26 protein-coding genes and 1 riboswitch are annotated in these 26,149 nt (G+C 68.6%); of the genes, 10 read left to right on the forward strand and 16 right to left on the reverse strand.

The genetic code is table 11. The features are described from left to right. Positions 1 to 34 precede the first annotated feature (34 nt). Complete coding sequence (locus A3OM_RS0112855) at positions 35 to 760, forward strand: RluA family pseudouridine synthase (protein ID WP_043764334.1); 726 nt, start codon at positions 35 to 37, stop codon at positions 758 to 760. Positions 761 to 1,008: 248 nt separating this feature from the next. Here A3OM_RS0112855 and mtaB read toward each other — a convergent pair whose 3' ends face one another. Together mtaB and dapF are read right to left on the reverse strand one after the other, a co-directional pair. Then, the gene (gene mtaB, locus A3OM_RS0112860) at positions 1,009 to 2,256 is read right to left on the reverse strand and encodes a tRNA (N(6)-L-threonylcarbamoyladenosine(37)-C(2))-methylthiotransferase MtaB (RefSeq protein ID WP_018044174.1); all 1,248 of its coding nucleotides are present in this window, start codon (positions 2,254 to 2,256) and stop codon (positions 1,009 to 1,011) included. Then, positions 2,257 to 3,144: a diaminopimelate epimerase gene (gene dapF, locus A3OM_RS0112865; protein ID WP_018044175.1), complete on the reverse strand. Its 888-nt coding sequence runs from the start codon at positions 3,142 to 3,144 to the stop codon at positions 2,257 to 2,259. It lies immediately after the preceding gene. Positions 3,145 to 3,387: 243 nt separating this feature from the next. Between dapF and A3OM_RS0112870 the strand changes: the two genes are divergently transcribed. Continuing rightward, complete coding sequence (locus A3OM_RS0112870) at positions 3,388 to 4,092, forward strand: GyrI-like domain-containing protein (RefSeq protein ID WP_043764335.1); 705 nt, start codon at positions 3,388 to 3,390, stop codon at positions 4,090 to 4,092. A gap of 62 nt (positions 4,093 to 4,154) precedes the next feature. On the opposite strand, the gene A3OM_RS0112875 is transcribed toward A3OM_RS0112870, so the two are convergent. From A3OM_RS0112875 to gcvT, 4 genes are all read right to left on the reverse strand, one after another. After that, positions 4,155 to 4,667 carry a methylated-DNA--[protein]-cysteine S-methyltransferase gene (locus A3OM_RS0112875; protein ID WP_043764706.1) on the reverse strand — a complete coding sequence of 171 codons (513 nt, stop codon included), beginning with the start codon at positions 4,665 to 4,667 and terminating at the stop codon, positions 4,155 to 4,157. A gap of 88 nt (positions 4,668 to 4,755) precedes the next feature. Continuing rightward, positions 4,756 to 7,614, reverse strand: coding sequence for an aminomethyl-transferring glycine dehydrogenase (gene gcvP / locus A3OM_RS0112880; RefSeq protein ID WP_018044178.1), 2,859 nt, complete (start codon positions 7,612 to 7,614; stop codon positions 4,756 to 4,758). Between the two features lie 173 nt (positions 7,615 to 7,787). Then, positions 7,788 to 8,150, reverse strand: coding sequence for a glycine cleavage system protein GcvH (gene gcvH / locus A3OM_RS0112885; protein WP_018044179.1), 363 nt, complete (start codon positions 8,148 to 8,150; stop codon positions 7,788 to 7,790). Positions 8,151 to 8,200: 50 nt separating this feature from the next. After that, entirely contained in the window at positions 8,201 to 9,331 is a 1,131-nt protein-coding gene (gene gcvT, locus A3OM_RS0112890) for a glycine cleavage system aminomethyltransferase GcvT (protein ID WP_018044180.1), read from the reverse strand. 50 nt (positions 9,332 to 9,381) lie between these two features. Next, positions 9,382 to 9,489, reverse strand: a riboswitch (glycine riboswitch). 228 nt (positions 9,490 to 9,717) lie between these two features. Between gcvT and A3OM_RS0112895 the strand changes: the two genes are divergently transcribed. Beyond that, entirely contained in the window at positions 9,718 to 10,479 is a 762-nt protein-coding gene (locus A3OM_RS0112895) for a (Fe-S)-cluster assembly protein (RefSeq protein WP_018044181.1), read from the forward strand. 15 nt (positions 10,480 to 10,494) lie between these two features. Here A3OM_RS0112895 and A3OM_RS0112900 read toward each other — a convergent pair whose 3' ends face one another. Together A3OM_RS0112900 and A3OM_RS0112905 are read right to left on the reverse strand one after the other, a co-directional pair. Further along, a complete protein-coding gene (locus tag A3OM_RS0112900; RefSeq protein WP_018044182.1) occupies positions 10,495 to 10,779 on the reverse strand; it encodes a type II toxin-antitoxin system RelE/ParE family toxin in 285 nt (94 codons plus the stop codon). Next, a complete protein-coding gene (locus A3OM_RS0112905; RefSeq protein ID WP_026176002.1) occupies positions 10,769 to 11,014 on the reverse strand; it encodes a type II toxin-antitoxin system Phd/YefM family antitoxin in 246 nt (81 codons plus the stop codon). Before A3OM_RS0112905 ends, A3OM_RS0112900 begins: the two co-directional genes overlap by 11 nt. Positions 11,015 to 11,247: 233 nt before the next feature. On the opposite strand from A3OM_RS0112905, the gene trpS reads away from it, so the two are divergent. After that, entirely contained in the window at positions 11,248 to 12,318 is a 1,071-nt protein-coding gene (trpS, locus tag A3OM_RS0112910; RefSeq protein ID WP_018044184.1) for a tryptophan--tRNA ligase, read from the forward strand. A gap of 100 nt (positions 12,319 to 12,418) precedes the next feature. Continuing rightward, on the forward strand, positions 12,419 to 13,201 hold the full coding sequence (gene tam, locus A3OM_RS0112915) for a trans-aconitate 2-methyltransferase (RefSeq protein ID WP_018044185.1): 783 nt from the start codon (positions 12,419 to 12,421) through the stop codon (positions 13,199 to 13,201). A 148-nt stretch (positions 13,202 to 13,349) separates the two neighbouring features. Here the strand turns inward: tam and A3OM_RS0112920 are convergent, their stop codons facing one another. From A3OM_RS0112920 to A3OM_RS0112955, 8 genes are all read right to left on the reverse strand, one after another. Next, entirely contained in the window at positions 13,350 to 14,003 is a 654-nt protein-coding gene (locus tag A3OM_RS0112920; RefSeq protein WP_018044186.1) for a pyridoxamine 5'-phosphate oxidase family protein, read from the reverse strand. A gap of 219 nt (positions 14,004 to 14,222) precedes the next feature. Next, complete coding sequence (gene ilvC / locus A3OM_RS0112925) at positions 14,223 to 15,242, reverse strand: ketol-acid reductoisomerase (protein ID WP_018044187.1); 1,020 nt, start codon at positions 15,240 to 15,242, stop codon at positions 14,223 to 14,225. A 27-nt stretch (positions 15,243 to 15,269) separates the two neighbouring features. Then, positions 15,270 to 15,914: a TetR/AcrR family transcriptional regulator C-terminal domain-containing protein gene (locus A3OM_RS0112930; protein ID WP_018044188.1), complete on the reverse strand. Its 645-nt coding sequence runs from the start codon at positions 15,912 to 15,914 to the stop codon at positions 15,270 to 15,272. 93 nt (positions 15,915 to 16,007) lie between these two features. Then, a complete protein-coding gene (locus tag A3OM_RS0112935; RefSeq protein ID WP_018044189.1) occupies positions 16,008 to 16,646 on the reverse strand; it encodes a glutathione S-transferase in 639 nt (212 codons plus the stop codon). Next, positions 16,643 to 17,029, reverse strand: coding sequence for a type II toxin-antitoxin system PemK/MazF family toxin (locus A3OM_RS0112940; protein WP_018044190.1), 387 nt, complete (start codon positions 17,027 to 17,029; stop codon positions 16,643 to 16,645). Before A3OM_RS0112940 ends, A3OM_RS0112935 begins: the two co-directional genes overlap by 4 nt. Beyond that, complete coding sequence (locus A3OM_RS0112945; protein WP_018044191.1) at positions 17,010 to 17,294, reverse strand: hypothetical protein; 285 nt, start codon at positions 17,292 to 17,294, stop codon at positions 17,010 to 17,012. The genes A3OM_RS0112940 and A3OM_RS0112945 overlap by 20 nt, the downstream gene beginning before the upstream one ends. A gap of 52 nt (positions 17,295 to 17,346) precedes the next feature. Then, positions 17,347 to 17,889: an acetolactate synthase small subunit gene (gene ilvN, locus A3OM_RS0112950; protein ID WP_018044192.1), complete on the reverse strand. Its 543-nt coding sequence runs from the start codon at positions 17,887 to 17,889 to the stop codon at positions 17,347 to 17,349. A gap of 24 nt (positions 17,890 to 17,913) precedes the next feature. Further along, on the reverse strand, positions 17,914 to 19,689 hold the full coding sequence (locus tag A3OM_RS0112955) for an acetolactate synthase 3 large subunit (protein WP_018044193.1): 1,776 nt from the start codon (positions 19,687 to 19,689) through the stop codon (positions 17,914 to 17,916). Between the two features lie 448 nt (positions 19,690 to 20,137). Between A3OM_RS0112955 and A3OM_RS0112960 the strand changes: the two genes are divergently transcribed. The 5 genes from A3OM_RS0112960 (at position 20,138) to A3OM_RS0112980 (ending at position 26,125) form a co-directional block, all read left to right on the forward strand. After that, positions 20,138 to 21,676, forward strand: a complete 1,539-nt coding sequence (locus tag A3OM_RS0112960) for a sensor domain-containing diguanylate cyclase (RefSeq protein WP_018044194.1) — start codon at positions 20,138 to 20,140, stop codon at positions 21,674 to 21,676. A gap of 121 nt (positions 21,677 to 21,797) precedes the next feature. Then, on the forward strand, positions 21,798 to 22,304 hold the full coding sequence (locus A3OM_RS0112965; RefSeq protein WP_018044195.1) for a chemotaxis protein CheW: 507 nt from the start codon (positions 21,798 to 21,800) through the stop codon (positions 22,302 to 22,304). A gap of 16 nt (positions 22,305 to 22,320) precedes the next feature. Beyond that, positions 22,321 to 23,790 carry a protein-glutamate O-methyltransferase CheR gene (locus A3OM_RS0112970; protein WP_018044196.1) on the forward strand — a complete coding sequence of 490 codons (1,470 nt, stop codon included), beginning with the start codon at positions 22,321 to 22,323 and terminating at the stop codon, positions 23,788 to 23,790. Beyond that, on the forward strand, positions 23,787 to 24,398 hold the full coding sequence (locus A3OM_RS0112975; protein WP_018044197.1) for a chemotaxis protein CheW: 612 nt from the start codon (positions 23,787 to 23,789) through the stop codon (positions 24,396 to 24,398). Before A3OM_RS0112970 ends, A3OM_RS0112975 begins: the two co-directional genes overlap by 4 nt. Before the next feature lie 56 nt (positions 24,399 to 24,454). Then, positions 24,455 to 26,125: a methyl-accepting chemotaxis protein gene (locus A3OM_RS0112980; RefSeq protein ID WP_018044198.1), complete on the forward strand. Its 1,671-nt coding sequence runs from the start codon at positions 24,455 to 24,457 to the stop codon at positions 26,123 to 26,125. Positions 26,126 to 26,149: the final 24 nt, after the last annotated feature.

Genomic DNA, 26,149 nt, shown 5'->3' on the forward strand with positions numbered 1-26,149 from the left:
TGCTCCCTCGACCCCGCATGAGTAGCGCAGGGCGATGCCGTCAGCCGATGCCCCAGTGGAACACCGCATAACAGACATAGGCGCGCGCCTCCTCTACCGCGATGCCCTTGTCCTCGTCATCGACAAGCCGGCGGGCTTGCCCGTCCATCCCGGCCCCAAGGGCGGGGAGACCCTGACCGATCATCTCGATGCCTTGCGCTTCGGCCTGCCGCGCCGTCCCGAGGCCGCCCATCGGCTCGACCGCGACACGTCCGGCTGCCTGGCTCTCGGCCGTCACGCCAAGGCTCTGGCCCGCCTGAACAAGCTGTTTTCCGCGAGCGGCACGGTGGGGAAGACCTACTGGGCCATCGTCGAAAGCGATCCCGCCGGGGACGAGGGCCGCATCGACCTCCCCCTCGCCCGCCGCTCGGACGACCCGCGCTCGTGGTGGATGAAGACGGACCCCGCCGGAGACCCCTCGCTGACCACATGGCGCGTCCTCGGCCGCTCGCCGGACCGGAGCCTCGCCTGGCTCGCCCTCAGCCCGGTCACCGGCCGCACGCATCAGCTGCGCGTCCATTGCGCCGCCATGGGCTGGCCCATCCTCGGGGACACGATCTACGGCACCGCCCCCCGCTCGGGCGGGCCGGGGCTCCAGCTCCACGCCCGCGCGCTGACCCTGCCGCTCTACCCCAAGAAGCCGCCGATCGTGGTCGAGGCCCCGGCACCCGGGCACATGCGGGAGCGGATGGAGATGTGCGGGTATCGGGCCGGCGCATGACGCGCGCAATGGATCGGCTGAGCTAGAGGAGCACATCTCCTCTCCCCGCACGCGGGGAGAGGGCCGCGACGACCTCGTCGTCGTCGCGGCGAGGCGGCAGCCGAAGGTGAGGGGGCGCGTCCGGGTGAGCCCCTATCGGATGCGCCCCCCCCCTCGCTTCGGCTTCGCCTCTCGCTCATCGCGGACACGACAAGGTGTCCGCGATCCTCTCCCCGCGTGCGGGGAGAGGCGGTCGCCGTCGCGCCGGATCACTCTGCCGCGATCAGCACCCGGCCGTCATGCCCCGCGATCGTCACGTCGCGCAGCTCGCCCGGAGGCGTGTCGGCTGCCAGCCGGACCGGCGTGAACCCTTCCGTGCGTCCCATTCCGCCGCGCTCGGTGAGCACGCGGTGGGTCCGGCCGACCTCTCCCGCGAGATGCGCCGTCAAGGCTGCCGCTCCCGCGTCACGAAGGCGGGCGGCGCGCTCGCGGATCACGTCTCCGGCGACGGGAGGCATGCGCGCGGCCGGCGTGCCGGGGCGGGGCGAATAGGGAAACACGTGCAGATGCGTGAGGCCGCATTCGGCCACGAGATCGAGGGAGCGGGTGAACTGCGCCTCGGTCTCGGTGGGAAAGCCGGCGATGAGGTCGGCCCCGAAGACGGCGCCCGAGCGAAGACGGCGCACGGCCTCGCAGAACCGGATCGCGTCGTCGCGGCAGTGCCGGCGCTTCATGCGCTTGAGAATGAGGTCGTCGCCGGCCTGCAGCGAGAGGTGGAAATGCGGCATCAGCCGGTTCTCGCCGGCAATCGCCTCCCAGAGAGCCGCGTCGGCCTCGATGGAATCGATGGAGGACAGGCGCAGGCGCGCGAGATCCGGCACGTGGCGCAGGATCGCCTGGACCAATCGGCCGAGGCTCGATGACTCCGAAAGATCCCGGCCGTAGGCGGTAAGGTCGACGCCGGTGAGCACGACCTCGCGCCCGCCATGGTCGACGATGCGACGGACCTGATCGACCGCGTCCGCCAGCGTGACGGAGCGGGAATTCCCCCGGCCGAAGGGGATGATGCAGAAGGTGCAGCGATGGTCGCAGCCGTTCTGGACCGGTACGAAGGCGCGGGTATGCCCGGCCACCGAGGCGATCCGCGTCGGAGCGGCGTCGCGCGCGGCCATGATGTCGTCGATGGCAAGGCGCGGTCTGACATGCGTGGCGGGCAGCCAGGTCTCGGCCCTGGTCTTGGCGTCGTTGCCGACGATCCGCGCCACTTCCGGCATCGCCGAATAGGCGTTCGTTTCCACCTGAGCGCCGCAGCCGGTGACGACGATCTCGGCCCCCGGCCGCTCGCGGGCGAGCTTGCGGATCGCCTTGCGGGCCTGGCGCCCGGCCTCCGTCGTGACGGCGCAGGTATTGACGAGGACGAGGTCGCCGCCCGTCCCGGCCGCCTCGGCGTGGCGGCGCATCACCTCGGATTCCACCGTGTTGAGGCGGCAGCCGAAGGTCAGGGTCTCCACCGCCACTCAGTCCACCCGCGCGAAGAGCTCGGGGGACAGGAACCCCTCCCATTCGAGGGCCACGGGGCCGGTCATCAGCACGTGGTCGTCGGCGCGCCACTCGATGACGAGGTCGCCGCCGGGGAGGCTCACCGTGGCGTGGCGGCCGATCATGCGCAGGCGCGAGGCCGCCACCAGCGTGGCGCAGGCGGCGGTGCCGCAGGCCAGCGTCAACCCGGCGCCGCGCTCCCAGACCCGGAGCTTGATCGTCTCCGGTCCCGTCACCTGCGCCAGCGAGATGTTGGCGCGCTCGGGAAAGATCGGGTGGTTCTCCAGCATCGGGCCGAAGCGGCCGAGGTCGTAGCGGTCGGGATCGCTTTCGATGAAGAACACCGCATGGGGGTTGCCCATGTTCACCGCCCCCGGCGAATGCAGGACGGGCGCGTCGATGGGACCGATCTGCAGTTCGATCCGCCGCGTGTCGGGGAACGGCTCGGCCAGCGGGATCTCGTCCCACTTCAGGCGGGGGCGGCCCATGTCGACGGTGAAGGAGGCCTGCGCCTCGCGCTTCACGCCGACGAGTCCGGCCTTGGTCTCCAGGGTGAGGCGGCCGCTCTCGGCGGGGCGCGCCATGGCGGGGTCGTCCAACATGGCGAAGGCGACGCAACGGGTGCCGTTGCCGCAGGCGCCGGATTCCGACCCGTCGGTATTGTAGATCCGCAGATAAGCATCCGTGCCGGGCTTGCGCGGATCGTGGATGACCATGAGCTGGTCGAAGCCGGAGCGCGGGTGGCCGGCGATGGCGCGGGCCTCCTCGGCGCGCACGACCAGCTCCGTGCCGCGCAGGTCCAGCACCACGATGGCGTTGCCCGCCCCGTGCATCTTCAGGAACCGGCGGTTCTCGAGCCTCGTCATGAGCGTCTTTGGATTCGTTGTCCGAACGGGGCATCCCGCATGCGCGGCCCCCGCATATAGGCCAAAGCGCCGGGCCGCGCACGCGGGGTCCGCTCGGGGGAGCGTTGCACAAGGGACGCGCCCGTCACGTTCCTGCGCCCGATGCGGGTTGGCGCCTCGCAGGCGGGCGGCTTCCTCCCTATTTTAGGGCTTCGCGATTCAGCCGTACGATTCGTCGCGGCGTGCGATCTCCGGAGCGTTGCCTTGACCCGTCATCGTCTATTGCCGCTCGTCAGCCTCGCCGCCGCTTTGGCCGTCTCCTCCGCGCTCGCGCAGCAGCCGTCCTCGCCCGCGACCTCCTCTCCGCTGCCGACCACGACGGCGCCCGATCCGGTCAATCCCGACGCGCCGTCCCGTCCGGTGCCGACCCAGGCCCTCCCCGCCGCGCCGGCACTCACGCCGGGTTCCTCGCGCCCGACCCTGGTGGAGACCCCCGGCGACGCCAACGACGTGGACGAGGTCTCCCTGCCGCCCAAACCCGCCGCGATCCTGGCGGGGCGGGCGAGCTGGGAGGAGGCGGTGCCGGCCCTGAAGGCGGCCTTCGTGAAGATCGAGGAGGCGCTGGCCAAGGACGGGATCACCCCCGCCGGCCGGCCGCTCGCGGTCTTCGCCAAGACCGACGATGACGGGTTCCAGTTCGAGGCGATGATCCCCATCGCCTCGATGCCGAACCCGAAGCCCGCCGAGACCGGCGGCCTGCGCTTCGGCACGACCCCCAGCGGCAAGGCCCTGCGCTTCCCGCACAAGGGCTCCTACGACGAGATCGACGGCACCTACGAGACCCTCACCGCCTATCTCGACGCCAAGGACGTGGTGGTCCAGGACCGGTTCATCGAGGAATACGTCACCGACCTGAACGACAAGGCGGACGAGAAGCTCGACGTGAACATCTACGCCCTGCCGAAATAGGCGGATCGCCGCTCAGGCCGGCTCGCCCGGCCGAGCGGCTTCCCGGATCGCGCCGTACGGGCTCAGAGCAGGCTGAGCTGCGCCGAGACCCCGGAGGTCACCCCGCGCTCCAGCGCGAGCAACCACTTCTTCGTATCGAGGCCGCCGGCGAACCCCGTGAGGCTGCCCGCCGCTCCGATGACGCGGTGGCACGGAACCACGATGGGGAGCGGATTGGCGCCGTTGGCGGCACCCACGGCCCGGCTTGCGCTCGGACGTCCGATCCGCCTGGCCAGCTCGCCGTAGCTGATCGTCTTAGCTGGCGGGATGTCCATGAGCGCGGTCCAGACCTGCCTCTGGAACGGCGTGCCGCTGGGATCGAGTTCGAGATCGAACCGGGTGAGCCGGCCTTCGAAATAGGCACTCAATTGCCGCCGGGCCTCGGCGAAGGCCGCGTCGTCCCGGAGCCAGTCCGGTTTCGGGGCGACGGCGCCCTTGCCGGTGGGAAAACCGATGCACCGCAGACGCTCCTCCGTGCCCGCGAGAAGTAGGACGCCGATGGGGCTCTCGAGAAACGTATAGAGGATGTCCGGCATGTCGCGTCCCACGGACACGACCTGCCCGCCATGGCCAGGATGGCGAGGATCGCGGCACGCCTCAAGCGCGCCGCGTCCTCGATCCGGCTTATTCGGCCGCTTCGCTATAGGCGTCCACCGGCGGGCAGGAGCAGACGAGGTTGCGGTCGCCGTAAGCGTTGTCGACGCGGTTGATCGGTGGCCAGTACTTGTCCATGCCGAGACTTCCCGAGGGGAAGCACGCCGCCTCGCGGGAATAGGGCCGCTCCCACGGGCCGATCAGGTCCGCCACCGTGTGCGGCGCGTGTTTCAGTGGGTTGTTTGCCTTGTCCATCCGCCCCTCCTCGATGGCACGGATCTCCTCCCGGATCGCCAGCATGGCGTCGCAGAACCGGTCGATCTCACCCTTGGTCTCGGATTCGGTCGGTTCGATCATCAGGGTGCCGGCCACCGGCCAGCTCATGGTCGGCGGGTGGAAGCCGCAATCGATCAGCCGCTTGGCGATGTCCTCGACGCCGATCCCGGCCGATTTCTGGAACGGCCGCACGTCGATGATGCATTCATGCGCCACCCGGCCCTGCGCCCCGGCATAGAGCACCGGATAGGCGCCCTTCAGGCGGCTCGCGATGTAATTGGCGTTGAGGATCGCCACGCGGGTGGCCTGGGTGAGGCCGCGCCCGCCCATCAGCAGGCAGTAGCTCCACGAGATCGGCAGGATCGAGGCCGAGCCGTAGGGGGCGGCAGAGACCGCACCCTCCTCACCGCTGCGCGGGTCGGAGGGCAGGAACGGGATGAGATGCGCCTTGACGCCGATCGGCCCCATGCCCGGCCCGCCGCCGCCATGGGGGATGCAGAAGGTCTTGTGCAGATTGAGGTGGCTGACATCGGCGCCGATGTCGCCGGGGCGCGCCAGGCCCACCATGGCATTGAGGTTGGCCCCGTCGAGATAGACCTGGCCGCCATGGGCATGGACGATGTCGCAGATCTCGCGGACCCGCACCTCGAACACCCCGTGGGTCGACGGATAGGTGATCATGCAGGCGGCGAGTTTTTCGCCGTGCAGTTCGGCCTTCCGGCGAAAATCCTCCACGTCGATGTTGCCGTGCTGGTCGGCGCCGACCACCACGACGCTCATGCCGCACATCTGGGCCGAGGCCGGGTTGGTGCCGTGCGCCGAGGACGGGATCAGGCAGACCTTGCGGTGCGCCTCCCCCCGCGCGAGGTGATAGGCGCGGATGGCGAGCAGCCCCGCATATTCCCCCTGCGCGCCGGAATTCGGCTGCATCGAGATCGCGTCGTAGCCGGTGATGGCGCAGAGTTTGTCGGAGAAGTCGCGCAGGAGTTCCCGGTACCCCTCCGCCTGATCCGCCGGGACGAAGGGGTGGATCTCCGAGAATTCCGGCCAGGAGATCGGCAGCATCTCGGCGGTGGCGTTGAGCTTCATCGTGCAGGAGCCGAGCGGGATCATCGCCCGGTCCAGCGCCAGGTCGCGGTCCGCGAGGCGGCGCATGTAGCGCGTCATCTCGCTCTCGGCCCGGTTCATGTGGAAGATCGGGTGGGTGAGATACGCCGAGGTGCGCAGATTCGCCTTCGGCAGGCGCTGGTTCGGCCAAGCCTCGTCGTAGGTGAGATGCTCGCCGCCGAAGGCGCGCCACACCGCCTGGACGATATCGGGCCGGGTGCGCTCGTCGACGGTGATGCCGATGCGGTCCGCGCCCACTGTCCGCAGGTTGACGCCGTTCTTCACCGCGTTCTGCAGGATCAGCCCCTGGAAGGCGCCGACCTCCACGGTGATCGTGTCGAAGAAACCCTTCGGCTCGACGGTGAAGCCGAGACTCTCCAGCCCTTCGGCGAGGCGCACCGCGTCGCGGTGGACCCGGGCGGCGATGGCCTTCAATCCGCGCGGGCCGTGGAACACCGCGTACATGCCGGCGATGACCGCCAGCAGCACCTGCGCGGTGCAGATGTTCGACGTCGCCTTCTCGCGACGGATATGCTGCTCGCGGGTCTGCAGGGCGAGGCGGTAGGCGCGGTTTCCCCGCGCATCGACGGAGACGCCCACGAGCCGGCCCGGCAGGGTGCGCTTGTGCGCCTCGCGGGTGGAGAGATAGGCCGCGTGCGGGCCGCCATAGCCCATGGGCACGCCGTAGCGCTGCATGGAGCCGATGGCGATGTCGGCCCCCATCTCGCCCGGCGGCTTCAGCAGGGTCAGGGCCAGGGGATCGGCGGCCATCACGGCGACCGCGCCGGCTTCGTGCAGCCGGGCGATGACCTCCGAAAAGTCGTGGATGGCGCCGCAGACGCCGGGATACTGAAAGATGGCGCCGAAGACCTGCGCGGGGTCGAGGTCGGTGGCGGGATCGCCGACGACGATCTCCCAGCCCAGCGGCGCGGCGCGGGTCTTCAGCACGGCGATGGTCTGGGGCAGGCACTCGCCGTCGACGAAGAAGGCGGACTTGCCGTTGCCTTTGCCGTTGCCGGCGATGCGCGAGGCCATGCCCATGGCCTCCGCCGCCGCCGTGGCCTCGTCGAGAAGCGAGGCATTGGCGATGTCGAGGCCGGTGAGGTCGCAGACCAGGGTCTGGAAGTTCAGCAGCGCCTCGAGCCGGCCCTGGCTGATCTCCGGCTGGTAGGGCGAATAGGCCGTGTACCAGGCCGGGTTCTCGAAGATGTTGCGCTGGATCACCGGCGGCATCGTGGTGCCGTGATAGCCCTGGCCGATGAGCGAGACGAGAAGCCGATTCTTGTCGGCGATGCCGCGCATGTGTTCGAGCACCCGGCGCTCGGTGAGCGACGTGCCGAAATCGATTCGCTCTTCCTGGCGGATGTCCGGCGGCAGGGTCTCGTCCACGAGGCCGTGCAGACTCTCGGAGCCGATCACGGCCAGCATCGCCGCGATCTCGGCGGTGGTCGGACCGATATGGCGGCGATTGGCGAAATCGTAAGGGTCGTAGCGATCGTTGGGCATGATGGGCCTCGGAGGTGCAATTGACGGCTGTGCGCGTCCCTCTCCCCTCTGCGGGAGAGGGTGGCCCGCGGATGCGGGTCGGGAGAGGGGAGCGCGTTGTCCGAAGAGGTCGCCCCCTCTCCCGCCTGCTCCGCAGGCACCCTCCCCCGCAGAGGGGGAGGGTGGATTGGGCGCTACTTCGCGAACTCAGCGTAGGCGGCCTCGTCCATCAATCCGTCGAGGGAGGCGACGTCGTCGAGGCGGAGGCGGTAGAGCCAGCCCGCGCCCTGCGGGTCGGTGCCGATGCTGGCCGGGTCCGACACGGCGGCCTCGTTGACCTCCGTCACCTCGCCCGAGACCGGGGCGAACACGTCGGAGGCGGCCTTGACCGATTCCACCACCGCCGCGGCCTCACCCTTCACCAGCTTGGCGCCGACCTTGGGGAGTTCGACGAAGACGAGGTCTCCGAGCTGCTCCGCCGCATGGGTGGTGATGCCGATGGTGGCGACATCGCCCTCGATGGCCAGCCACTCGTGCTCGTCCGTGAATTTCAGCATGATGCGCTCCGTGAACAGGTGGTGTGGGGAAGACGGCCGGGGGCCGGGATTCAGCTGCGCTTGAAGCGCGCCGGTACGAAGGGAAGCGTCACGACCGAGACCGGCAGTCGCCGGCCGCGCACTTCCGCGAAGAGTCGGGTGCCGGGCGTCGACAGGGCGGCGGGGACGTAGCCCATGGCGATGGGCGCCTTGAGGACGGGGCTGAAGCCGCCGGAGGTGACCCGGCCGATGGCCTCGCCGGCCTCCTCTGCGACGAGCGCGGCCCCTCCCCGTATCGGGGTCGGGCCTTCCGGCAGCAGGCCGACGCGCCGCGACGCGGGACAGTCGCCGATCTCACCGAGGATGCGCGTGGCGCCGGGAAACCCGCCCGCCCGCGCCCCGCCCTTGCGGCGGACCGGCTGGATCGCCCAGGTCAGACCGGCCTCAACGGGACTGGTGGCCGGGTCGATGTCGGTTCCGTGCAGGCACAGGCCGGCTTCCAGCCGCAGGGAATCGCGGGCGCCGAGCCCCACCGGCTCCACGTCCTCGTCCTGCAGCAATGCCTCGGCGACCGCATCCGCGGCATCCTCGGGGAGAGAAATCTCGAACCCGTCCTCTCCGGTATAGCCGGAGCGGCTGACGAGGGCGGACGCGCCGAGGAGGTCCACCCACTTCACGTCGAGGAAGCGCATGGCGGCGGTCTCGGGGGCGAGCCGTGCCAGGGCCTTTTCTGCCAGCGGCCCCTGGAGGGCGAGGAGCGCGCGGGGCAGCACCGCGATCTCGCACAGGCCGGTGAGATGGGCGCGGAGATAGGCCTCGTCGGCGAGTTTGTTGGCGGCGTTGACGACCAGGATCAGGCTGTCGTCGAGGCGCGCGACCATGAGGTCGTCGAGGATGCCGCCGGTCTCATCGGTGAGGAAACCGTAGCGCTGCCGGCCGGGCGCCAGCCCAAGCACGTCGATGGGCAGGAGGGTTTCGAGGGCGCGGGCGAGGTCCGCCATGCCGCCCGGACCCGGATTCAGCCGGATCTGGCCCATATGCGACACGTCGAACAGGCCGGCCGCCTTGCGGGTGTGCAGATGTTCGGCGATCAGGCCGGCCGGATAATGCAGCGGCAGCGCATAGCCCGCGAAAGGCACCATGCGGGCGCCGTGGCGCAGGTGGAGCGCGTGAAGCGGTGTGCTGGAAGCGTCGAGCGGCATCTGGTCATCCCATGACAGAACGTCCCCGGACACTCGATCGAGTGGTCCGGTTGCCCCCATCTGTCACGGTTACCTGAGAGCTTCTCCCGACCCGCGAGGGACCAGGATTTCTCCTTCGGTGGACGCCCGCGAAGGCGCCTCTCTCCAGATTGTCAAAACGAAGCGGTGATTGTGCCTGAGAGTTTCCGGGGGTGGTTGCTCCGTCGGCGCCATGACCGGTTCGTACCGGCCTGGGCTCTCCCGCTGCGTCATTCGCTGACGGGTCGAACGTGTCATGTCGGCGGGGGTGGCGCAAGGCCGCGGGTTTCAAAGGCACGATTCTGTGTCGCACCCGGTAGGGCTCGGGTCCGGCGGAACCGCCCGGACTCGCCGGGGATTCGCCTGTCATGGCCATCGCATCCGGGCACGACCTCGCCGGCCCCAGCCCCCGGCAGACCAGGCGCTCCGTTGACCTCGCCGACGCGAGCCTCAGTGACAAGGCGCTGGAGATCCACCGCCGGCTCTGCCCCGTCTACGGCTGCCCGATTCCGTATTTCCACAGCCTCGACCCGCTGAGCGAGCTCGTCTCCTCGCTTCTCTCCCACCGGACCCGGAACGCCGATTCCGGTCGCGCCTTCAAGGCTTTGCGGGCACGCTACCCGGATTGGTCCGACCTCGTGGACGCGCCCGTGGCGGAGATCGAGGCGACGATCTCCGGCGTGACCTGGCCGGAACTGAAGGCCCCCCGCATCCGTGCCGTCCTGGCGGCGGTGGCCGAGCGTCACGGCGCCCTCTCCCTCGATTTCCTGAAGGAGATGGAGGTCGACGCGGCGCGCTCGTGGCTCGAAGCGATTCCGGGCGTCGGCCCAAAGACCAGCGCGGCGGTGCTCTCGTTCAGCCTGCTGCGGATGCCGGCCCTGCCGGTGGACAGCCACCACCACCGGGTGGCGCAACGCACCGGCCTCATCGGCCCAAAAATCGATGTCGGTCCCTCGCATCCGATCCTGCGGGCGCAACTTCCGGCGGAGTGGAGCGCGCAGGATCTCTACGACAACCACGAGATCCTGATGCTCCACGGGCAGGCCGTGTGCCACCACCGCAATCCGGCGTGTGGGAGGTGCGTGCTGCTGGACATCTGCCCGACCGGGCAGGCGCGGGAGCGGAGTTAGGCGGTAGCGGCGGCGCTACCGCTTGGCGGCTCCGTACACGGCGCTTCGCTCCCGCTTTCCCACCGCCACCACCGTCACGGTGACCGTGGTATCATCCACCCGGTAGACCATCCGATAACCCGCCGACCTCAGCTTGATCTTGTAGCAATCCTTCAGGTCGGCATCGCGAAGCTTGTCCGCTTCGACCCTCGGGTTGAGCAGACGCTCCGCCAGCTTCTTCTTGAACTGACCCCGGAGCGTCTCGCCGAGCTTGTGCCATTCCTTGAGCGCGGACGGCAGAAACTGGAGTTCAAAGGGCATCCAGGGTGACCCGCACGGGCACTTCGCCGGAGCGGGCTTTCACGATGGCCGCCAGCACGTCGTCGTCGATGGCGTCCATCATGGCCTCGAAGGTCTCCGGCGGGACCATGTAGCCCATGACGCGGTTGTGGTTCAGGATCGCCACCGGTGCTCCATCGGCACGGGTCATCACCGATGTCGGACTCTTCTTCAGCTCCGACACACTCACCGCCACATCGGCCATGACACTCTGCAACTGAGCTTCCATTCGCCACCTCACCACCTGCCGCCTCGCTGGAATGTCCGAGGCGATCTAGCTTCGATACCAAATTGCGTACGAAAGTTCGACCATTTTTGGGTTCGGTGCGCCGAGTGCCGCCAAGCCGTGCACCTTGACCACCCATGGTGAGCCGTTCAGAACGCAAACGTCGGTGCCCTGATCCGAGCGTCGGCTCCTCCCTCGCCATCACGCCATAGGAACCACGCGCGATGACCGCGTTCACAGAGCTCGTGTTCTCGGGCGTCCAGCCCACGGGCAACCTGCATCTCGGCAATTACCTCGGCGCCATCAAGCGCTTCGTGGAGATGCAGGAGCGCGAGGCGCAGTGCCTCTACTGCGTCGTCGACATGCACGCGATCACCCTGTGGCAGGACCCCGCCGCCCTGAAGGGCCAGATCCGCGAAGTCACGGCCGCCTTCCTCGCCGCCGGCATCGACCCGAAGCGCAGCATCGTCTTCAACCAGAGCCAGGTGCCGGCCCATGCCGAGCTCGCCTGGATCTTCAACTGCGTCGCCCGCCTCGGCTGGCTGAACCGCATGACCCAGTTCAAGGACAAGGCCGGCAAGGACCGGGAGAACGCGAGCGTCGGGCTCTACGCCTATCCGGTGCTGATGGCCGCCGACATCCTGGCCTACCGCGCCACCCACGTGCCGGTGGGCGAGGACCAGAAGCAGCATCTCGAACTGACCCGCGACATCGCCCAGAAGTTCAACAACGACTTTTCCGAGTCGATCTCCGCCCACGGGCACGATGCGGGCTCGGGCTTCTTCCCGATCACCGAGCCGCTGATCGGCGGCCCGGCCGCCCGCGTCATGTCCCTGCGGGACGGCACCAAGAAGATGTCGAAGTCGGACCCCTCCGACAATTCGCGCATCAACCTCACCGACGAGGCGGATACCATCGCCAACAAGGTGCGCAAGGCCAAGACCGATCCGGAGCCCCTGCCCTCCGAGACGGCCGGTCTCGCCGCGCGGCCAGAGGCCGACAACCTCGTGGGCATCTTCGCGGCGCTGAAGGGCGTCACCCGCGACGAGGTGCTGGCCGATTACGGCGGCGCCCAGTTCTCGGCCTTCAAGGGGGCGCTGGTGGAGCTCGCGGTGGAGACGCTGGCACCGATCGCCTCCGAGATGAAACGTCTCGTGGCCGATACCGACTATATCGACTCCGTCCTCGCCGACGGCTCCGAGCGCGCCGAGGCCATCGCGGCCCCGACGCTGGATGCGGTGAAGGACATCGTCGGCTTCGTCCGCCGCGGGCCGCGGTTGCGGGCCGTTTCCTGAGCAACTCCGCGCGCGTCGGCGAGACGCGTGCGGATCGACGATGACTGATAGGACGCCGGGGCGATCATTCGCCCGTCCCCCAGGATAGGGGAAACCCACGATGGCCGATTGGAACCCCGCCCTCTACACCCGCTTCGAGGACCAGCGCACCCGTCCGGCGGCCGAGCTCCTGGCCCGCGTGCCGCTCGAAGCCCCCCGCCTCGTCTACGATCTCGGCTGCGGCCCCGGCAATTCCACCGCGCTCATCACCACACGCTTTCCCGAAGCGGAGGTGATCGGCCTCGATACCTCACCGGCGATGCTGGAGCGGGCGAGGAGCCGCCTGCCCGGCCTCGCCTTCGCGCTGGCCGATGCGGCGACCTGGATCCCCGAGCGGGCGCCGGACCTGATCTACGCCAACGCCGTGCTGCAATGGCTGCCCGACCACCCGGTGCTCCTGCCCCGGCTCCTCGGCCTCCTGGCACCCGGCGGCGTGCTCGCCGTGCAGATGCCCGACAACCTCGCCGAGCCCTCGCACCGCCTGATGCGCGAGGTGGCGGGTGCCGGTCCCTGGGCCGGGGCCATCGGCGATCCGGCCGTGGCCGGGCGGCTCGGGCGGATGCTGGAGCCGCCCGGCTATTACGACCTGCTGGCGCCGCTCGCGGCCGGGGTCGATGTCTGGCGCACCGCCTATCACCACCCGATGGCGGATGCCGCCGCCATCGACGAATGGGTCAGGGCGACCGGGCTCCGGCCCTTCCTCGACCCGCTGGACCCCGAGGACACGGCCGGGTTCCTCGCTGCCTATGCGACGACGATCGATGAGGCTTATCCGCCGCGCAGCGACGGGCGACGCCTGCTCGCCTTCCCGCGGGTCTTCATCGTCGCCCGCCGGGAGGACTAAGCAGGTTCGCAAAAGTGGTCACCGGTTTTGCGTCCTAAAACCTGCGATACTTCAACGGCCTAAGCGAGGTGAAGCGTTGGCTTGCCGACGCGAACCTGCTTGGCGCACCGCCCCGGATGCGATGGCCGGGACGGTGCTCGGCCGGGCTTCAGCTCTCGCCGCGCGCCACCCGTGCCTCGTATTCCGGCAGGGCGAGCTGGCCTTCCTTTTCGACCCGCGCCTTGTCCTCGTCCGAGATCACGTCGCCGACCATGTCGAGACGCTTCCAGAGGGCGAGCGGCGTCTCCTTGTCGGGGCGCGGCACGTATTTGTTCTGGGACACCTTCTGGTACTTGTGGATGTAGCGCGGGCAATTGACCCAGGCCTTCGTCACCTCGATCTTCACGAGGTACTTGGCCTCGGTGTACTCGGCCATCAGCGGATCGTCGCGCAGCATCCGGGCGTGGCCCTGGACGCGGACACGGTGCGGGGTCTCGAAATCGATGAACAGCAGCCCGACCTTGGACTGACCCTCGATGTTGCCCATCGAGTACCACATGCCGTTCCCGTCCAGCCCGGGGAAGACCAGCGTGTTGGCGTCGAGCACCTTCACGAAGCCGGTGCTGCCGCCCTTGTACGAGACGGTGGGCATGCCGTCGGGATCGACCGTGGACAGGAAGAACATGTCGCGGCTGCCGATGAACGCCGCCTCGTCGGGGCCGATCTCGTCATGCACCCAGCCGGTGTCGAGGCGCTCGGCGAGCTTGACGGTGTTGTACTCTTCCTGAAGCGCGCGATGCTCGTCGTAATAGAGCGAAGCCATGGGTGTCCTCCAACCTTCGGCCGCTCTCAGATGGGCGACCGTTATGGAGCATGATCGCGGGAAATCTGTCCGAGCACAACAGGCGACCCGCCACTCTCGCGCCCCGGTGAGGCGGCCGTCGCGGACAGGCGCATACGGAAAAGCCGGCCCCGCTCGCACGAGGCCGGCTTTCTCCGCGATGGGGCGACCGAGCGAAGCCCGGCCGCCCATCACAAAAAATCAGTTCTTGGACTTGTCGACCAGGGCCTTCTCGGAGATCCACGGCATCATGCCACGGAGCTTCGAGCCGACTTCCTCGATCGGGTGACGGGCGAGCTTGGCGCGGGTGGCCTTGAACGAGGTCTGGCCGACCTTGTTCTCCAGCATCCAGTCGCGGGTGAACTTGCCCGACTGGATGTCGTCCAGCACGCGCTTCATCTCGGCCTTGGTCTCGCTCGTGACGATGCGCGGGCCGGTGACGTATTCGCCGTACTCGGCGGTGTTGGAGATCGAGTAGTTCATGTTGGCGATGCCGCCCTCGTAGATGAGGTCGACGATGAGCTTCACCTCGTGGAGGCACTCGAAATAGGCCATCTCGGGAGCGTAGCCGCCCTCGACCAGGGTCTCGAAGCCGGCCTTGATGAGCTCGACGAGGCCGCCGCACAGCACGGCCTGCTCGCCGAACAGGTCGGTCTCGCACTCTTCCTTGAAGGTGGTCTCGATGATGCCGGCGCGGCCGCCGCCGTTCGCCGAAGCGTAGGACAGGCCGAGATCGTGCGCGTTGCCGGAAGCGTCCTGCGCGATGGCGATCAGGGTCGGCACGCCGCCGCCCTTGAGGTACTCGCCGCGCACGGTGTGGCCGGGGCCCTTGGGGGCGACCATGAGCACGTCGAGATCCTTGCGGGGCTCGATGAGGTTGAAGTGGACGTTGAGGCCGTGGGCGAACAGGAGGGCGGCGCCCTGCTTCATGTTCGGCTCGAGCGACTCCTTGTAGATGTCGCCCTGCAGTTCGTCCGGGGTCAGCATCATGACGACGTCGGCTTGGCGGGCGGCGTCGGCGACGTTCATCACCGTGAAGCCCTCGTGCTCCGCCTTCTTGGCGGTGGCCGAGCCTTCGCGGAGTGCGATGACGATGCCCTTCACGCCGGAATCGCGCAGGTTGAGGGCGTGGGCATGGCCCTGGCTGCCGTAGCCGACGATGACGACCTTCTTGCCCTTGATCAGGTTGAGGTCGGCGTCACGATCGTAATAGACCCGCATGGTTGAATGTCCTCTTCGCGTGGGGTGTCAGGGTCGGGCCTGGCCGTAGAGGGCCAGGAACTGGTCGACGGCGCGGATCGCGTCGCGTCGGATCTCGGCGGCGTCGAGGTCGAGCGCGTCGCCGAGGAGAAGTCGGATCTGGATGTCGCGCCCGACCAGACCGAAGAAGGTCCGGAAGGCGGTCTCGCCGTCCTCGAAGGCGAGGAGCCCGGCCGCGCGGCCCGCGTCCAGCACGGGCTTGACCCGCCCGCCGATGGCCAGCCGCCCGTTCGCCAGCACGATGGCGCCGAGGTTGCCCTTGCGCGAGCCGGCATGGGCGATGGCGATGCGGTTCAGCACCACCGAGGTGCGGCCCGCGATCACATCGAGCCAGGTCACGGCGAAATCGAGCAGGCGCTCCCGCAGGGTCGCCGCATCGAGCACGCCCGCCGCGTCGCGCCCCGCATGGACGCGCGAGGCCTGCCAGCGCACCGTAGCGGTCAGGAGACCGTCCCGGTCCCCGAACCATTTGTACAGGGTTTCCTTCGAGCAGCTCGCCCGGCGGGCGACCGCGTCCATGGTGAGCTGGTCGCCCTCCTCGACCAGGAGAGCGAGCACGGCATCGAGCACCGCCTGTTGGCGGGCCGAGGGGGCCTCCTGCCCCGTCTCGTCGCGTGCGACCGTCGCGCTCATGCTTCCAGACAACCAGTACCGTACCGTACGGTACGCGGCGGCATAGTCCGGTTTTGCGTCCCGAACAAGAGGCGGCGTGACCCTTGCCGCACCTTATTCGGGCAGTTTGAGGCCTTCTCGGGCGAACACGGCCTGCACGGCGGGCCGCGCCGCCATGGCGCGGGCATGCGCGGTCCAATGGGGAAAACGCTCCGCCATGTCGAAGCCGAGCGCCGGGCCGCGGCCCCAGGTCCAGAACAGCAGCAGGTAGGGATCGGCCACGCTGTAGGCTTCGCCGACGGCCCAGCCGCCGTTGGAGAGCTTGACCTCGGTCATGGTGAAGAGGTCGCCGCAGGTCTCGACCCCCTTGGCCTGGATGCCCGGAAAGGCCGTCTCGTCGCTCGTGTAGCGTTCGGCCCGGCGGATATGCGCGTAGGCGATGTGATGGCCGGTGGAGAGCCAGCCCAGCCATTCGTCGACCCGCGCCTGATCGCGGGGCGCCTGCGGCCACAGGCCGGCCTGCGGATGACTGCGCGCGATGTGGCGCAGGATGGCGGTGTTCTCGGTGAGCACCCACTCGTCCTCGACCAGCGCCGGCACGCGGCCGCGCTCGTTGACGGCGAGATACTCGGCCGCCCGCTGGTCGCCTTTGGCGAGGTCGAGCCGCACGGTCTCGTAGGGCGCTCCCGTTTCCTCGAGGGCGATGTGGGAGGCGAGCGAGCAGGCGCCGGGGGCGTAGTAGAGGGTGGTCATGAAGCTGAGCTTTCCTCGGTCTCACTATCGAATTGCAAGCCGATCAACGCTGCCACCTTGGCGCGGACTTCCGCGAGTATGGGATCGGGGACTGTCCCGAGGGAGCGGAGGATGCGCGCTCTGCGGTCGATCGAGCGGACCTGATCGGCGAGGACTGCGCCGTCAGCGCCTAACCCCTCCGGCAAAAAGACTTTCGTCGGCCAGGGATCGCGATTGCGGGTGACCGGGCAGATGATGATCCGCCGGGTCAGCGTGTTCATCTCCAGGGTCGAGATAATGAGGACCGGTCGCTTTCCGCGTTGCTCGGTTCCGAGAACGGGGTCGAGATCGACGAGGATCAGGTCACCCGGCTCATGCGGCCGATCAGCGGGGATCGTCATCATTGATGATTTCGGAACCGACATCCGGTCCCCAATCGACGGTCGGAGGCTCGAAATCAGGCCCGAGTCTCCTCATCTCCGCAGCCATTTCCGCCATCGTGAAGACGGGGAACCCGTTGACGTAACGGCGGGCGGGCGGAGGCGCGAGGGGGGCAGGCACCGGATCGATGTCCACTTCCTGCCCCTCGACGAGACCGAGCTTCCGCACGTCCTCTCGGGTCACTGAGAGGACGAAATCGTCCCCACTCCGTTCCAGCCTCGCTCTCATCGCATCATCCCCGGCACATCTCCGGCACCTTATCACCGTCGGCGAAAAAGCCTCACATCGCTTCCGAACCACGCCCCATGGCCGCGATGCCCGTGCGGGAGATTTCCACGAGGCCGATCACCGTCATCAGGCCGATGAAGCGGTCGATCTCCTCGGTGGTCCCGGTGACCTCGAAAACGAAGGAGTTCAGGGTCGCGTCCAGGGTCTTGGCGCCGAAGGCGGCGGCGAGGGTGAGCGATTCGGTGCGGTGCTCACCGGTACCCGCCACCTTGACGAGGCAGAGCTCACGCTCGAGGGCCTTGCCCTGGAGCGTGAGGTCGACGACCCGGTGCACGGGCACGAGCCGGTCGAGCTGAGCCTTGATCTGCTGGATCACCGCATCGGTGCCGGCGGTGACGATGGTGATGCGCGAGATGTGGCGCGCCACCTCGGTCTCTGACACCGTCAGGCTCTCGATGTTGTAGCCGCGTCCCGAGAACATCCCCGCGATCCGCGCGAGGACGCCCGGCTCGTTGTCCACGATGACCGCGAGGGTGTGCCGGTTGATCGGCTCGACCCGACCGGCATCGGGGTAGTGCGTGTTCATGGCGTTCATGACGTCTCTCCTCCGTGCCGTCGGTCAGACCAGCATCTTGCCTTCCTCGGAGATCACGTCGCCGAGGTCCATTCCGGTCTCGCCGAGGTAGTCGGAGAGCAGCATCTCGTTGTGCGCCTTGCCCGACGGGATCATCGGGAAGCAGTTCTCTTTCTTGTCGACGATGCAATCGAAGATGACCGGGCCGTCATGGGCCAGCATCTCGGCGATCGCCCCGTCGAGCTCGCCCGGCTTGTCGCAGCGCATGCCCTTGGCGCCGTAGGCCTCCGCCAGCTTGACGAAGTCCGGCAGGCTTTCCGAATAGCTCTGCGAATAGCGCGAGCCGTGCAGCAGCTCCTGCCACTGGCGCACCATGCCCATATACTCGTTGTTCAGGATGAAGATCTTGACCGGCAGGCGATACTGCACGGCGGTCGACATCTCCTGGATGTTCATCAGGATCGAGGCCTCGCCGGCGATGTCGATGACGAGACCGTCCGGATTGGCCAACTGGGTGCCGATGGCCGCGGGCAGGCCGTAGCCCATGGTCCCCAGGCCGCCGGAGGTCATCCAGCGGTTCGGCTCGTCGAACTTGAAGTACTGCGCCGCCCACATCTGGTGCTGGCCGACCTCCGTGGTGATGAAGGTCTTCCGGTCCTTGCAGGCCTCATAGAGCCGCTGCACCGCGTATTGCGGCTTGATGATCGTGCCCGACGGCCAATAGGCGAGGCAGTCCCGCGCCTTCCAAGTGCGGATCTTGGCCATCCACTCGTCGAAGCGGCCCTGGTCGGGACGCTTGGGCAGGGCCTTCCAGGCCGCGAGCATGTCTTCCAGCACCGAGCCGCAATCGCCGACGATGCCGATATCGACCTTGACCACCTTGTTGATCGAGGAGGCGTCGACGTCGATGTGGATCTTCTTGGAGAAGGGCGAGAACGCGTCGAGACGGCCGGTGATGCGGTCGTCGAACCGCGCGCCGATACAGACCATCACGTCGCATTCGTGCATGGCGAGGTTGGCCTCGTAGGTCCCGTGCATGCCGAGCATGCCCAGGAACTGCGGGTTGGAGGCCGGGAAGGCGCCCAGACCCATCAGGGTCGAGGTGACGGGAAAGCCGGTGACCTCCGCCAACTGGCGCAGGAGCGCCGAGGCGTGCGGGCCGGAATTGATGACGCCGCCGCCGGTATAGAGGACCGGACGGCGGGCATTCGCCATCAGCTCGACGGCGGACTGGATCGCCTGCGCGTCGCCCTTGAAGGCGGGGCGGTAGGTCTTGTGGCCGTTATGGGTGGGGCGCTCGTAGATCCCGCTCGCGAACTGGATGTCTTTCGGCAGATCGACCACGACGGGCCCCGGCCGGCCGTTCGAGGCGACGAAGAAGGCCTCGTGCAGGATGCGCGGCAGGTCGTCGATCGATTTGACCAGGTAATTGTGCTTCGTGCAGTGGCGGGTGATGCCGACCGTGTCGCATTCCTGGAACGCATCGGTGCCGATCAGGTGCGTAGGGACCTGGCCGGTGATGCAGACGAGGGGGATCGAATCCAGCATCGCGTCGGTGAGGCCGGTGACGATGTTGGTGGCGCCGGGGCCGGATGTGACGAGGACGCAGCCGACCTTGCCCGACGAGCGGGCATAGCCCTCGGCCGCATGGACCGCGCCCTGCTCGTGCCGGACGAGGACGTGCTTCAGTTCTTCCTGGTGGAAGAGGGCATCGTAGATCGGCAGCACCGCACCGCCCGGATACCCGAACAGCGTATCGACACCCTGATCCCGGAACGCCCGGATGACCATTTCGGCCCCGGTCATGACCTCGCCGCTCATCGTCCTGCTCCTCAAAACCTGATTGAACCCAGTGTCAAACGTCTCGTCGCGGCAACAAAAAAGGGTCCCGAAGGACCCTGCATGCGCCACCATCCGGATCACGGCCCCTGTATCAGGGCCGCCCGGTCGGTGGCGCTTCCGTTACGATAAGGATGACCCGCATGGGAAAACCGAAACCTCGCCGTTCGTCGGTCTGACGAATCGTAAACTCGTGCCGGCCTGTTTAAACAGGTCCGAGGGGCCGGTCAACGCCGTTCGAGGCAAGATAATGCCTCGCACGGCCACGGTGAGGTCACGCCGTCGATCCTCGTGATGACAGTCCACCCGGATTCAAACCCTGAGTGTTTGCTTGCCTATGGATCGCGCACTAGGTGCTGAGGCACTGAGGGTCGGGGGCTAGCGCACGAGACCCCGGACTACCTGAAGACGTTCGTGCCGCAGGCTGTTCATGGGCCTCAAGCTTCGCCTCGGCCGGTTCACATGGTCCGCCCGGACCTGGATCGTGCTCGGTGTTCTCGCGCCGATCGGCATGCTGATCACCTCCGGGGTGATGCTGCTCGACATGCGGCGCGACGCCTGGGACAAGGCGGAGCAGACCTCGCGAAACCTGCTTCGGGTCATCGAGCGCGACATCGCCCGCAATTTCGAGATCATCGACCTGTCGATTCAGGGCGTCGTCGACGGCCTGAACGTGCCGGGCGTACGAGACGTCAGCCCCGAATTGCGGCAGCTGATCCTCTTCGACCGCGCCGCCAGCGCCCGGGACATGGGGGTGATGCTCGTCCTCGACGAGAACGGAGACACCGTCATCGACGCCGCGTCGGTGACGCCGCGCAAGCTCAACAATTCCGATCGCGACTACTTCAAGGCGCAGAAGGCCCGGGCCGATCTCGGCCTCTACATCAGTCCTCCCGTCGTCTCGCGCCTGTTGAGAACGCCGGTGCTGGTCCTGAGCCGCCGCATCAACAAGCCGGACGGATCCTTCGGCGGCATCGTGCTGGGCTCGCTGAGCCTGTCCTACTTCCACAGGCTGTTCGATCGCATCGGTCTCGGCCCGTATGGCGCGATCAACCTGTATCGTTCCGACGGCATGCGCATCGTCCGCCATCCTTATCTAGAGAGTGATATCGGCAGCTCCATCGCCGGGACCCCGACATTCGAACGGTTCCGGCGCGAGGGCAGCGGCAGCTTCGTGGGGACATCGCCCCGCGACGGCAGCGAGCGGCATTTCGCCTTCACCCGCATCGGCGACCTTCCCTTCATCCTCAACGTCACCCTGTCGGCTTACGAGATCGAGGCGGAGTGGCGCGGGAAGGCCCTCGTCATCAGCGTCATCGTGGTTCTGCTGTGCGGCCTGACCATCGGCCTCTCCCTCCTGTTCTGGCGGGAACTGCGCCGCCGCGCCGCGATCCAGGCGGAACTGGAGCGCCTGTCTCGAACCGACATGCTCACCGGATTGCCCAACCGCCGCGCGTTCGAGGAGATGGTCGCCCGGCTGTGGACGAGCGCCAGCATTCAGGGAACGCCGCTCTCGCTCCTCGTGGTCGATGCGGACCACTTCAAGCGCTACAACGACCGCTATGGCCACGCCGTCGGCGATAGGGTGCTTCAGGGCATCGGCCGCTGCCTGTCCGCCAGCCTGCGTCGTGACGGGGACATCGTCTGCCGGGTCGGTGGCGAAGAGTTCGTCCTGCTGCTGCCGAATGCCGATGGGGCCGCCGCCCTCGGCGTGGCCGAGCGCGTTCATGCGCGGATGTCGACCCTGTCGGTTCCGTCGGCGGAGATCGAAGCGGGCGCGATCACCGTGAGCGTCGGCGTGGCCAGCGCCCTGCCCTCTGCGGGCGGCTCCACGGACCCGTTCGACCTCTACCGGCGGGCCGATGCCGCCCTCTATGCGGCCAAGGCCGCCGGCCGGAACCGGACCTGCTGCGCCGCCCCGGAAAGTGCCGCGCATCCCCCGGCCGCGCCACATGGTATCGCTGACTGATCCGGCTCGGTAGGACCGGTGGCGGAGCGAAAACTCCGGTCCCTGAAAACCGAATCCGTTTGCGTGGTTCTCCGGCATCGTCCTATCTGGGGCGAACCTCCCATCATGCCTTCCGGGACCGATGCCCCCGACCGCGACGACGGCCTTCCTGATCCTCGACGTGGCTGGCACCGCCTGCGCCCTGGCCCGGACCTGCGTGAGCGAGGTGCTGCCGTTGCCCCGGCTGCACCGGCAATCCGCCACGGCGGGCATGCTCGCGGGCTTCCTCAACCTCGGCGGTGCCACGGTTCCGGTGATCGACCTCGCACGCCTCCTCGGGCTGAGCGAGGCGGCGGCCGATCCCGATGACGTGGACCGCCATCTCGTCCTCGATGCGGCCCGTTCCACCGCTTTCCTCGTCGACCGTGCCGAGGCCCTCCTCGTCGTTCCCGATTCCGAGATCCAGCCGGCGGACGAGACGCGCAGCCTCAACGGCTGCGTGGTCGCCGGGTTCGAGCGGGGGCGCGGCCGCGTCGACGTGCTGAGCTTAGCCCGCCTCCTCACGCAGGAGGAGCGCATCCGCCTCGATGCCCTCACCCGCGCGGCGGCCGAGCGGCTGTCCGGCCTCGACGCCGCGACCGCCTCATGAGCGGATCGGCCGCCCGATGATCCGTCCGGCCAAGGCTGGCCCCGAACGCGATCCGACCTTCGCCGCCCTCAAGGCGAAGGTGATCGCCCGGACCGGGCACCATTATTACGCCGACAAGGACGACCTGCTCTTCGACCGTCTGCGCAAGCGCTTCAAGGCGTGCCGGCTGGCCGATTCCGCCGCCTATCTCGCCCATCTCGACGCCGAGGCCACCGGTCCTGCGGAATGGGCCGCCCTCGAGGCCGAGATCACCATCGGCGAGACGTTCTTCTTCCGCTACGCCGAGCAGTTCGCGGCCCTGCGCGGGACGATCCTGCCCGGCCTGATCGCGGCGCGCGCAGAGACGAAGTCCCTGCGGATCTGGAGCGCCGGATGCTCGACGGGGGCAGAGCCCTACTCCATCGCGATCCTGCTCCACGAGCTCCTCGGCGACGACCTGCCCCGCTGGCGGATCGCCATCACCGGCACCGACATCAGCCACGAGGCTCTCGGGACGGCCCGCGCGGCGGTGTTCGGGCGCTGGGCCCTGCGCACCCTGCCGCCCGAGGAACACGCGCGCTACTTCGTCCTCGGCCCCTCGCTGCCGGGGATCGCCCGCGAGGGCAGTTTCACCCTGCGGCCGGAATTCCGGCGGATGGTGCGGTTCGAGCACCAGAACCTGATGAGTCTGCTCGACGGTACGGCGCCGTCGCATTTCGCCGGCTTCGACCTCATCCTCTGCCGCAACGTGCTGATCTATTTCCAGGCCGATGCCGTGGTCGGCATCGTGCGCGGCCTCGGCCATCGCCTCGTTCCGGACGGCTGGCTCCTGATCGGCCATGCCGAACCGAACCCGGCTTTCGCGGCCACCCTGCAGCCGGTGAACCTCCCCGGTACGGTGGCCTACCGCCTGCCGACGACCGCGCCCCCCGTCGAGCCGCCGCCGCCACCCGAGACCGTGGCGGCCGCCTTCGCGAGACCGGTTCCCGAACCTCCGGCGCCCGAGGCCGACCCGCCTCCCGCCTTCGCCCCGATGCCCGCTCCCATCGCGGACGCGCCCCCGCCCCCGCCCTCGCTCGACGGGGCCGGGCCGGAGGATGTCGAGGCGGTGCTGGACGCGATCCGGGCGCTCGCCGATTCCGGTCAGATCGCGGAAGGGTGGCGCAGGGTTCAGGCGGCCCTCCTGACCACCCCCACCGATGCGCGGCTGCACTATTACGACGGTCTTCTCGCCTACGACCTCGGCCGAGAGGCGGAGGCCGAGCGGGCCCTGCGCGGGGCGCTCTATCTCGACCGCACCTTCGTGATGGCGCATTACCAGCTCGGCCTGCTGCTCGGCGCCCAGGGACGCGAGGCCGAGGCCCGCCGGGCGTTCGACAACGCCGTCCGCTTCGGCCGCGACCAGCCGCCCGACACCCTGCTCCGCGAAGGCGACGGGCTGAGCGCCGGACGATTGGTCGAAAGCGTGGAGGACGCCCGCCTGCGCATGAGGACATCCGTATCGTGATCGCACCGGCCACAGGGGACACTACAGACGATCCGCGCATCCGGAGGCTGCTCGACGAGCGCACGGCCGCGCTCGCCCGCCGGGGCGTCGACATCGCCCATCGGGCGGCGACCCGCCCGTTCCTGGTCTGCGCCGCCGGGGACGACCGCTACGGGCTGCCCCTGGACTCCGTCGTCCAGGTGGTGCCGGCGCGGACCTACACGCCCGTTCCGGGGGCGCCCCCGGAACTCCTCGGCCTGATCGCCCTCTCCGGCCGCGTCGTCAGCGTGCTCAGCCTCGCGGGCGCCCTCTCGCGTCCGCTTCCCTCGCGGGCGGATTCTACCCGGGCGGATTCTTCGCGGGCCGAGCCCTCGACGGCGACGGGCCACATCCTCGTCCTGCGCGGCGGCATCGCCCCCGTGGCCCTCGCCGTCGACCGGGTTCTCGCCGTCGCGGACGTGGATGGCGCGCTCACGACCGAACCGGTTCTCACGGGCGGCTTTGGTGCGGATGCGGTTTCGGGCTATGCACCGGCTCCCGGCCCGGAGGCCGCCCATCAGGGCGGAGAGGCCGGCTTCGTCGTCATCGATCTGCCGCGTCTCCTGCGGCGATACCTTCCTCAAGGCTGACGGCAAGGCTCCCCCCGGAGCCTTGCCCGTCGAGCGGTTTCGGAGCGTCGCCCAGCGTGTCGATCTCGATCGGAAAACGGATCCTCATCGGCTTCGTCGCCATCACCCTGGTGATGGTGGGGCTCGGCGTCTACGCGCTGGGCCAGATCGGAGCCGTCCGCGACAACACCGCGACGATCGTCACGCGCGACCTGACCATCGCGCGCAAGCTCGACGATCTCGGCAACAAGTCGCGCGACCTCGGCAGCCTTCGCCGCAATGGCGTCATCGCGGCTTTGATGCGCAACCGCCCCGATGGCGAGATCGCCGCGAACGTCGATACCTGGCGCCGCGTGGCGTCCGAGGCGGAAGCGATCCTGGTCGACACCATCCGCACCGCCGACGGCTATGGCGCCACGGCCCCCTCTCCCGAGCGCTCGGCGATCTGGAAGCGGCTCGGCGAGGCCGCCAGCGCCGCCGCGGCGGATTTCCGGAGGCTGCGCACCGCCAGCGAGGTGCAACTCGCCGCCATCCTGGCCAAGGACGTCGAGGGGGTGGAAGCCCGCAACGACGATCTCAACCGCATCCAGGACGAGTTCCTGCGCGATCTCGACCGCACCCGCGACCTGCTCGACCAGGGAATCGATGCCGGACAGCGCCGCTCCAGCGACATCTACGAGCGCAGCCTCATCTCCATCGGCCTCATCCTCGCTCTCTGCGTCGTCCTGAGCATCGTGGTCACGGGCCTCATCAGCCGGGGCGTGGTCAAGCCCCTCGAAGAGGTCATGGCCTTCGCCGAGCATGTGGGGTCGGGCGACCTGACGCGGACGCTCGGGCGCACCGGCTCCGACGAAATCGGCCGCCTGGCATCGACCCTGAACACCATGGTCTCCGGCCTCGCCGACCTCGCCCGCACCAACCGGGCGGCCACCTCCGACCTCAATGCCGCCGCCGCCGAGATCCGCGCCTCCGCCCAGGAACAGGCGGCCAGCGTCGAGGAGCAGTTCGCGGCCGTGCAGGAGACCGCCGCCACGGTCGACGAGATCACCCATTCCGGCGCCCAGATCGGCAAGCGGGCGAGCGAGGTGATCGCCACCGCCCAATCCACCGCGCAGATCTCGCGGGCCGGCCTGCGGGCCGTGGCCGATACGGCCAAGGCCATGGACGCCATCCGCGAGCAGGCGGAGGCGGTGGCCGGCAACATCGTCTCTCTGAGCGAGAAGACCCAGGCGATCGGCGAGATCATCACCACCGTCAACGACATCTCGGAGCGCACCCACCTGCTGGCGCTCAACGCGGCGATCGAGGCGGCGGCGGCGGGCGAGAGCGGCCGGAGCTTCGCCGTCGTCGCCTCGGAGATGAAGCTGCTCGCCGATCAGGCCAAGGCGGCCACCGCGCAGGTGCGCACCATCCTCTCGGAGATCCAGCGGGGCATCAACACCTCGGTCATGCTCACCGAGGAGGCGGTCAAGCGCACGATGACCGGCAAGGCCCGCTCGGACACGACCCAGCGGACCATCGAGGAGATCACCGCCAAGGTCGAGGAGAGCGTCCAGACCTTCCAGCAGATCGTCGCCTCCACCAACCAACAGCAGCTCGGCATCGAGCAGGTGATGGGCGCCCTCCAGAACATCCGGCAGGCGAGCCAGCAGACCGCCGCCGGTACCCGCGAGGTCGAGGCGGCCTCCGCCAATCTCACCGAACTCGCCCAGGCGCTCCTGACCCTCGCCGACCGATACCGGCACTGACGGGAGAGGCCGGGCGCAACCGAC

This window comes from Methylobacterium sp. 88A, assembly GCF_000376345.1.
Lineage (GTDB): Bacteria > Pseudomonadota > Alphaproteobacteria > Rhizobiales > Beijerinckiaceae > Methylobacterium > Methylobacterium bullatum.